7 protein-coding genes, 1 rRNA gene and 1 pseudogene are annotated in these 9,265 nt (G+C 50.0%); 7 read left to right on the plus strand and 2 right to left on the minus strand.

All coding sequences use genetic code 11. The annotated features are described in order from the left end of the window. Nucleotides 1-67: 67 nt before the first annotated feature. Nucleotides 68-895: pseudogene (locus tag ACSZO4_RS23115) on the minus strand (tyrosine-type recombinase/integrase); the annotation flags it as partial. Nucleotides 896-1,243: 348 nt separating this feature from the next. Between ACSZO4_RS23115 and ACSZO4_RS23120 the strand changes: the two are divergent. From ACSZO4_RS23120 to ACSZO4_RS23150, 7 genes are all read left to right on the plus strand, one after another. Beyond that, complete coding sequence (locus tag ACSZO4_RS23120; protein ID WP_437891395.1) at nt 1,244-1,408, plus strand: DUF2556 family protein; 165 nt, start codon at nt 1,244-1,246, stop codon at nt 1,406-1,408. A gap of 147 nt (nt 1,409-1,555) precedes the next feature. Further along, complete coding sequence (locus ACSZO4_RS23125; protein WP_437891397.1) at nt 1,556-3,634, plus strand: putative bifunctional diguanylate cyclase/phosphodiesterase; 2,079 nt, start codon at nt 1,556-1,558, stop codon at nt 3,632-3,634. 368 nt (nt 3,635-4,002) lie between these two features. Beyond that, the gene (locus tag ACSZO4_RS23130) at nt 4,003-4,224 is read left to right on the plus strand and encodes a lipoprotein (protein WP_437891404.1); all 222 of its coding nucleotides are present in this window, start codon (nt 4,003-4,005) and stop codon (nt 4,222-4,224) included. A 479-nt stretch (nt 4,225-4,703) separates the two neighbouring features. Beyond that, a complete protein-coding gene (locus tag ACSZO4_RS23135; RefSeq protein WP_437891398.1) occupies nt 4,704-5,729 on the plus strand; it encodes an amino acid ABC transporter substrate-binding protein in 1,026 nt (341 codons plus the stop codon). Nucleotides 5,730-5,801: 72 nt separating this feature from the next. Beyond that, on the plus strand, nt 5,802-6,983 hold the full coding sequence (locus ACSZO4_RS23140) for an amino acid ABC transporter permease (protein ID WP_437891400.1): 1,182 nt from the start codon (nt 5,802-5,804) through the stop codon (nt 6,981-6,983). Between the two features lie 9 nt (nt 6,984-6,992). Beyond that, nucleotides 6,993-8,096, plus strand: a complete 1,104-nt coding sequence (locus ACSZO4_RS23145; protein WP_437891401.1) for an amino acid ABC transporter permease — start codon at nt 6,993-6,995, stop codon at nt 8,094-8,096. Nucleotides 8,097-8,103: 7 nt separating this feature from the next. Next, on the plus strand, nt 8,104-8,862 hold the full coding sequence (locus tag ACSZO4_RS23150; protein WP_437891403.1) for an amino acid ABC transporter ATP-binding protein: 759 nt from the start codon (nt 8,104-8,106) through the stop codon (nt 8,860-8,862). Between the two features lie 324 nt (nt 8,863-9,186). On the opposite strand, the gene rrf is transcribed toward ACSZO4_RS23150, so the two are convergent. Beyond that, nucleotides 9,187-9,265 (minus strand): 5S ribosomal RNA (gene rrf, locus ACSZO4_RS23155); the annotation flags it as partial.

A 9,265-nucleotide genomic window follows, 5' to 3' on the forward strand; every position in this document is an offset into this window, starting at 1 on the left:
GTGCGGGCATCGTGAAAAATCTATGGCAAAGAAAGCCTTATGTTCTCATAACTGACGATTAAATCGCACCTTCCCTATGTTCCTTGGGGACTGTCCTCACCCAATTTTTCAGATCCCATTCCGCCCAGGTTGAAAGACGAACCTCCTGAGAACGGCAACCGAAGACCACCAGCAGACGTAACAGAGTTGCATAGTAGGGTTTGAACAACTTCTCTGAGCATGAGCGCCAGATTTGCGCCAGTTCGTCCATATCATGAACCCTGTCGCCTTTGTCCTGCTTTTTACCCACATCCTGAATGGTCAGGTCATCAAGAGCATTACTAACGGCGTAACGTCGAACACGGCAGAATTTAAGCGCCTGTTTGCACATCTGTAAAACATAACCGGCTGCCACAGGCGTTTCACGTTTGGCTTTGTCAAAACATTCGAGCCAGTGGCGCGTGTCGCACAGAGAAAGAGGTAAATCACCAATGTAGGGATAAATGTGCTTATCGAGCTGGGCCTCATGTCGATTCACGTTAACACGGTGATGGGCCGCATACTCACTAATCCAGTAAGACATGGCGTCTCTTACCGTTACCGGGCGAAGGATCTCTTCAGTCCGCGCATCAAGCTGGAATTTTGGGTTTTTCCCTTCAGCCAGCCAGGCACGGCATTCTTCCCGCCGCCCACGTGCCAGTTTAAGCGACATATCCGGATAGTTCCCCAGAGTGAGCCTTTCCAGCCGGGAATCTCTACCGCCGAGACGATACGAAAAAATCCAACTAATGGATCCGGAGCGAAGCAAACGGACGCTCAAACCGTCACCATCAGCCATCATTTCCTCTCGTTCACGCACGGAACCAAGTAACGCTTTTAGCTTTTTGTCGCTTAGCTTGTTGGTGGATCCAGCCATAAAACCTCAGTTCATAAAAAGTTTGTGATACACCTTGTGATACACGGCTCAGTGTAAGCCCCCAAACAGCAATGAATAACAATAAACAAGAAAGGCAACAAAAACACTATAAATCATATAGTTAAACTAAATCACTTAGACCATGACGAACGGTAATAAACCATGATTGTGAACATACGGCATGAACTGATAGTTATCAGAGACTGCTTCTAAAAAGGCGCGAACCGGCATGGGGACGCGCCTTTTTTATTGCTGTAAATAGCGATAAAACTTATCTTCTCCCATCTTTTCCCACGCTTAATTTCGTGTATATTCGCAACGGATAAATCTGAAATCAGGATAAACGGGATGATTAGAAAATACTTCTGGCTGGTTGTTTTTGCCCTGTCTGTCCTGTTGCTGGATACCGTGATCATGCAGTGGATCGAGTTCCTGACAACAGAGGTAGATAAATGCCGAAATATGAATTCCGTTAATCCGCTTAAACTGGTGAACTGTACCGAGCTCGATTGACATGTGCTCACAGGTGCACTGTCTCCTGCGTGTTCAGGGATATAAACCTCGTTAAGTCATCCGTTCTGGATGGCCGCTGTCTCAGCCCTTTTCGCCCCTGCAAATGTAGTTAGCGTAACGCTTTTTTGTGAATGAGTTGATGACATCATGCTGGTTAGCCAATACGACCAAATCCTTGTTGTTGTTTCTTTTATTGTTGCCATTCTGGCGTCTTATACAGCCCTGAATATGGCTGGCCGTGTCTCCACCAGCACCGGATCCTCAGCATGGGTCTGGTTGACGGGGGGAAGCGTGGCAATGGGCATTGGCATTTGGGCCATGCACTTTATCGGCATGCTGGCCATGGATATTTCCATGCATCTGCGCTATGACCCGCTCTTAACAGCGCTATCGATGATCATTGCGATTGCCTCTTCACTGTTCGCACTCTGGCTGGTCAGTGGGACTGAATTGACGATGCATCGTCTGTTTCCCGGCGCGTTTGTCATGGGCATGGGGATTGTCGCCATGCACTATACCGGCATGGCAGCGCTTCAGATCACGCCTGCCATTATGTGGGACAAAACCTGGGTCGCCATTTCTGTCATTATCGCCTTACTCGCCTCTTTTGCCGCGCTTTGGCTCACCTTCCGTTTGCGTTATGAAGCGGCCCAGGTCGCGCTGATGCGGTTTGGTGCGGCGATCCTGATGGGGTTCGCCATCGCAGGCATGCACTACAGCGGCATGATGGCGGCACAATTCCCCCATGACGACCCGATGGACCACCATGGCGTGAACGGTAACTGGCTGGCGGTGCTGGTCAGCGTGGTTGCCTTCTCCATCCTTGGTATTACCTTACTGGTCTCCATGCTTGATGCGCGCCTTCAGGCCCGGACATCATTGCTGGCATCGTCACTCGCCGCCGCCAACCGTGAACTTGCTCAGCTTGCGCTTCACGATACGCTCACTCGCCTGCCTAATCGCGTATTGCTGGAAGACCGTCTGGATCAGGCCATCAATAAAGCCCGGCGGGAAGGGAACTTCTTTGCGCTGATGTTTATGGATCTGGACGGGTTTAAAACGGTCAATGATGCCTACGGGCATGATGTCGGTGACAAGTTGTTGGTTACTGTTTCCGAACGGCTTAAACAACAGCTAAAAGGGCAATATACCCTGGCGCGAATGGGGGGAGATGAGTTCGTGCTGCTTACCGAGGTCAATGCCCCGGACGAAGCTGCGACTCTTGCCGGTTCGCTGGTTCGTGTTATCGATAAACCTTTTAATATCGATCCCTACGATATTATGGTGACCCTGAGCGTTGGCATTGCGCTGTATCCGCACGATGGCAAAAACGAACGTGAGTTGATGTTCAATGCCGATGCTGCGATGTATCACACCAAACATATGGGGCGCAACGGCTACCACTTCTTCCAGCCTTCGATGAACTCGCTCGCTCAGACCCAATTGCAGCTAATGAACGATTTATGGCTGGCGACCGAGCGCAAAGAGTTTCGTCTGGTCTACCAGCCCAAGTTTCAGGCACCTGCCGGGCCGATTATTGGCTTTGAAGCACTTCTGCGCTGGCAGCACCCACAGCGTGGGCTTCTCGCTCCCGATGCTTTCCTGCCTCTGGCAGAAAAAACAGGCCTGATTGTGCCGCTGGGGAACTGGGTAATTGATGAAGCCTGTCGACAACTGAGCGAATGGCGCGCGCAGGGCAATACCAACTGGTCCGTTGCGGTGAATCTCTCGACCCTCCAGTTCGAACAACCCTCGCTGGTACAAACCATCATGGATAGCCTCAGTAAACATGACATTCCAGCGGAAACCTTGATTCTGGAAGTTACCGAAACGACCGCCATGACCAATCCGGATGAGAGTGTGCGAGTCCTCACGCAGCTCACTGATGCCGGTGTTCAGGCCTCTATTGATGATTTTGGTACCGGCTATTCAAGCCTGCTCTACCTGAAGCGTTTGCCGGCCTGCGAGCTAAAAATTGACCGCGCATTTGTCCGGGAACTGGGCAGCGACACCGATGATGCCACCATTGTTTCAGCCATTGTGGCGCTGGCGAAAACGCTGAATCTGAAAATCGTGGCTGAAGGGGTTGAAACCACCGAGCAGCAGACATTCCTCACCGACTTAGGCTGCAACACCCTACAGGATTATTTGCTGGGCAAGCCTGTATCAGCCGATGTCATCAGTGCGCAAGGCAACGGCCTGTGTGTTCAGCAAGGCCCACAGTAACAAGCTCTTTGGTCTATTCGGCTAATCGTTAATAATGAATGCACCTGCAGGTGCATTCATTTTTCCGCTTCAGTATGCCAATTGGATTATTCGCATCTAAATACGTATACCAGCGTAAAACCCTGGCCATTTGCTTTTTCATTAAATTTTTATATCGCCACACGCCATTTTTTTATTATCAGCCTCATATTTTCTGCATGATTGCATTAATCAGCGCGATACCCTCCATGATGTTTACACTGCTCATACTTTGAGATTATTGAGCGCAAGTCATCGCCGTTTACTGAATGATAAAATAGCACTTCGATCCTGGGCTGGTATCGGTTTATTTTATGCCGGGGATCGTGATGATTATTAGAGGTAAGATGATGAAAAGACTAATTTCCGTCGCACTGCTTACGGCTTTACTGGCAGGTTGCGCACATGATTCACCTTGCGTACCAACTTATGATGATCAGGGTCGCCTGGTACATACCAATACCTGCGTGAAGGGCACAACTCAGGACAACTGGGAAACGGCAGGAGCTATCGCAGGTGGTGCAGCTGCACTGGCAGGGCTCACGCTGGGTATCGTCGCCCTCACTAAATAAATTCTTTATCTAAAGCGCGGAGTTGCCGCGCTTTGCTTTATTTCGGTGCAGTTCATTTTTATTGCGTAAATTTTTAGCATCACAAAAGGGCAGCCACAAAAAAAACAGCATATTTACAGCCGATCCCAACACCTATTTTTCAATTATTTATAGTCTTCCCGTGATGTATTTCACAAAGTAAATCGATCCTCTTCCCTGCTTATATTACCCCTGGAAACTTGTTTGTTAGCACAATCCGCTGAATGAAAGTTTTTTGCTCTATTTTGTGGCGCAGGTTGAAGTTTTGCACCACGCCAGGGCGATTGAGTTATTTTTTCCTGTCTACACTCTCAATATTACGCGTGCGGGGTCGCATATTCCCGCATTCGTAAAACTGGCACTACCTTTGCTTAAGAGTGTATGGCCAAAGCCACAGACAGGTTTCAGGCGTTTCCCGGACGCCTTATATAACGATAATTTTCTGCCACACAGGATGCATTATGAAAAAGATGATGATTGCCAGCCTGGTTGCTGCCGGTGCTCTGTTTGCTGTTGCAAATCAGGCGCATGCGGGCGCTACTCTGGATGCCGTTAAAAAGAAAGGCTTCGTACAATGCGGTATCAGCGATGGTCTGCCTGGCTTCTCTTATGCGGATGCAAATGGCAAATTCACCGGTATTGACGTAGACGTTTGCCGTGGCGTTGCGGCAGCCGTATTTGGTGATGACAGCAAAGTAAAATATACCCCTCTGACTGCAAAAGAGCGTTTCACCGCCCTGCAATCTGGTGAAGTTGATGTGCTTTCCCGTAATACCACCTGGACCTCTTCACGTGATGCCGGCATGGGGATGTCTTTCACTGGCGTAACCTATTACGACGGTATCGGCTTCCTGACGCATAACAAAGCGGGCCTGAAAAGCGCGAAAGAGCTGGATGGCGCAACAGTATGTATTCAGGCCGGTACTGATACCGAGCTGAACGTGGCGGATTACTTTAAATCCAACAATATGAAATACACTCCGGTGACCTTCGACCGTTCTGATGAATCCGCAAAAGCACTGGAATCAGGCCGTTGCGATACGCTGGCTTCTGACCAGTCTCAGCTGTATGCATTGCGAATCAAACTGAGCAACCAGGCTGAGTGGATCGTCCTGCCGGAAGTTATCTCCAAAGAGCCTTTGGGCCCGGTTGTACGCCGTGGTGATGATGAGTGGTTCTCTGTTGTTCGCTGGACACTGTTTGCCATGCTGAACGCAGAAGAAATGGGCATCAACTCTAAAAACGTTGACGAAAAAGCAGCTAACCCGGCAACGCCTGATATGGCACACCTGCTGGGCAAAGAAGGTGATTTCGGTAAAGACCTGAAACTTGATAACAAATGGGCTTATAACATTATCAAGAAAGTGGGTAACTACGGAGAAATCTTCGAACGCAATGTCGGTTCTGAAAGTGCGCTGAAAATCAAACGTGGCCAGAACAACCTCTGGAACAACGGCGGCATTCAGTACGCTCCGCCAGTACGTTAATACGTAAGTGTTGTAACGGGTGCCACCGCCGTGTGGCACCCAGCCCAGAGTCATGGCTACCGAGGTTTTCCTATGTCCCAACGCCGCCCAACCGTTAAAGGATCGCTCTCCTTTTCTAACCCAGCGGTTCGTGCCTGGCTGTTTCAAATCATCGCGGTTATCGCTGTTGTTAGCATCGCGATTTATTTGATACACAATACTGTAACTAACCTGAACAATCGCGGTATTACTTCCGGTTTCGGGTTCCTGGATCGCGCTGCCGGATTTGGCATCGTTCAACATCTCATTGATTATCAACAAGGTGATACCTACGGTCGGGTCTTCTTTGTTGGGCTGCTTAACACACTGCTGGTTTCAGCGCTGTGTATCGTCTTTGCATCGTTTATTGGTTTCTTCCTTGGGCTTGCCCGTCTGTCGGATAACTGGTTATTACGCAAACTCTCAACCATTTATATCGAGACATTTCGTAATATCCCGCCGTTACTGCAAATCTTCTTCTGGTACTTTGCCGTACTGCGAAACCTGCCCGGTCCACGCCAGGCAGTGAACGCGATGGATTTGGTGTTTGTGAGTAACAGGGGGTTATACATTCCATCCCCACAAATGGGCGAAGGGTTACTGGCATTTATTGCCGCTATTGTTATTGCTGCCGCAATCGTTATCGGGCTCTATCGCTTTAACAAGGCGCACCAGATCAAAACGGGACAATTGCGTCGCACCTGGCCAACGGCACTTGCTCTGATTATTGTGCTTCCATTACTGGCGCACTGGTTATTCGGCGCCGCAGTACACTGGGAAGTACCGCAACTTCGCGGCTTCAACTTCCAGGGTGGACTGGTACTGATCCCTGAACTGGCGGCACTGACCATCGCCCTGTCTGTTTATACCTCTGCATTTATTGCCGAGATTATTCGCGCAGGCATTCAGTCAGTCCCATATGGTCAGCATGAAGCTGCGCGTTCGCTCGGGATTCCGAATCCGGTCACGCTACGCCAGGTCATCATTCCGCAAGCGATGCGCGTCATTATTCCGCCGCTGACCAGTCAGTATCTGAATATTGCCAAAAACTCTTCGCTTGCTGCCGCCATCGGTTATCCGGATATGGTCTCCCTGTTTGCCGGTACGGTGCTAAACCAGACCGGACAAGCCATTGAGACCATCGCGATCACCATGTCTGTTTACCTGATTATTAGTCTGGCAATTTCGTTGCTCATGAACATTTATAACCGTCGCATTGCATTAATTGAGCGCTAAGGAACTCTGATGACAAAAGCTATTCTGTCTCACTCTACGCGCCAGAAACGGACGACCGGCAGCGAAACCCTGCTGTGGATGAAGAAAAATCTATTCTCCAGTTGGACCAATTCACTGCTGACCCTGTTTGCAGTGTGGCTGATGTGGACGCTCATTCCACCATTGCTGAACTGGACGATATTTCAGGCGAACTGGATTGGCTCAACCCGTGCGGAATGTACCAAAGCGGGGGCCTGCTGGGTCTTTATCCATGAGCGATTTGGCCAGTTTATGTATGGGCTCTATCCGCATGAACAACGCTGGCGCATTAACCTTGCTCTGATTGTCGGCCTGCTCTCTATTGCGCCGATGTTCTGGAAAGCGTTACCTGCCCGTGGTCGTTACATTGCCTGCTGGGCCATCGTCTACCCGGTTATCGTGTGGTGGCTGATGTATGGCGGTTTTCTTGGGCTGGATAGGGTTGAAACCCGCCAGTGGGGTGGCCTGACTCTGACGCTTATCATCGCATCAGTAGGGATTGCCGGCGCACTGCCGTTGGGTATTCTGCTGGCACTGGGCCGCCGCTCAACAATGCCTGTCGTCCGGGTACTTTCGGTGGTGTTTATCGAGTTCTGGCGTGGCGTCCCGCTGATCACCGTGCTGTTTATGTCTTCAGTCATGCTGCCGCTGTTTATGTCCGAAGGCACCAGTATCGATAAGCTGATCCGTGCGCTGGTTGGGGTGATTTTATTCCAGTCGGCCTATGTCGCCGAAGTCGTGCGCGGTGGGTTGCAGGCTCTTCCCAAAGGGCAATATGAAGCCGCCGAATCACTGGCTCTGGGTTACTGGAAAACACAGGGGCTGGTCATTCTGCCGCAGGCGCTGAAAATGGTTATACCCGGCCTGGTCAATACCATCATTGCCTTATTTAAAGATACCAGCCTTGTGATCATCATTGGCCTGTTCGATCTGTTTAGCAGCGTTCAGCAAGCCACAGTGGATCCCGCCTGGCTTGGCATGTCCACTGAAGGCTATGTCTTTGCCGCATTAGTTTACTGGATTTTCTGTTTTAGCATGTCGCGCTACAGCCAGCATCTGGAGAAGCGCTTTAACACCGGGCGTTCAGCGCATTGAGGAAATTATGAGTCAAATTACTATGCAACCTGCCGACGCGATGATTACGCTCGAAGATGTGAATAAGTGGTACGGGCAATTCCACGTGCTGAAGGATATCAATCTGAAGGTGAAACAAGGGGAGCGCATTGTGTTGTGCGGGCCGTCAGGCTCCGGCAAATCAACCACCATTCGCTGCATCAATCACCTGGAAGAACACCAGCAGGGCCGTATTGTTGTTGATGGTATTGAGTTAAATGAAGACATCCGCAATATTGAGAAAGTCCGTCAGGAAGTTGGGATGGTGTTTCAGCACTTCAACCTCTTTCCCCATTTAACCGTACTGCAAAACTGTACGCTGGCACCAATTTGGGTGCGTAAAATGCCGAAGAAAGAAGCTGAAGCGCTGGCGATGCATTACCTGGAGCGCGTCCGTATTGCTGAACATGCCCACAAATTCCCGGGTCAGATCTCGGGTGGTCAGCAGCAGCGTGTGGCAATAGCACGCTCGCTGTGCATGAAACCTAAAATCATGCTGTTTGATGAACCCACCTCAGCACTGGATCCGGAGATGGTGAAAGAGGTTCTTGATACCATGATTGGTCTTGCTGAGTCTGGTATGACAATGCTTTGTGTGACGCACGAGATGGGCTTTGCCCGTACCGTTGCAGACCGCGTGATCTTTATGGATCGTGGTGAAATCGTAGAGCAGGCACCGCCGCAAGAGTTCTTCGCACATCCAAAATCAGAGCGTACCCGCGCGTTCTTGTCTCAGGTTATTCACTAATCTCCCTCAGCCCGGTGGTATTTTACCTCCGGGCTTCTTCTTCACTTTAGTAAGCAAAACAGAATGACTTAAAGGCCATTCTGCGTGATGGTCTCTGCATTTTTCTATCCGAAGGTTTACTGCAATATGCAAAAGGCCCAGTTTTTCGACTGAGCCTCTTGTTTTATTTGATGTCCGGTTGTTAAGGGTGGCCCGTTGCGTAGCAATCTGTCTTGACGGCCTTGTTCCTGACTGATTTTCTCAGCTCAAAGCAGTCACTCACATCAACAAACAGCAGAAAGCAAAAGGCCCAGTCTTTCGACTGGGCCTTTTGCTTTATTTGATGTCTGGCAGTTCCCTACTCTCGCATGGGGAGACCCCACACTACCATCGGCGCTACGGCGTTTCACTTCTGAGTTCGGCA

The organism is Phytobacter sp. V91, from assembly GCF_965644225.1.
Classification (GTDB): Bacteria; Pseudomonadota; Gammaproteobacteria; order Enterobacterales; family Enterobacteriaceae; genus CBFFRJ01.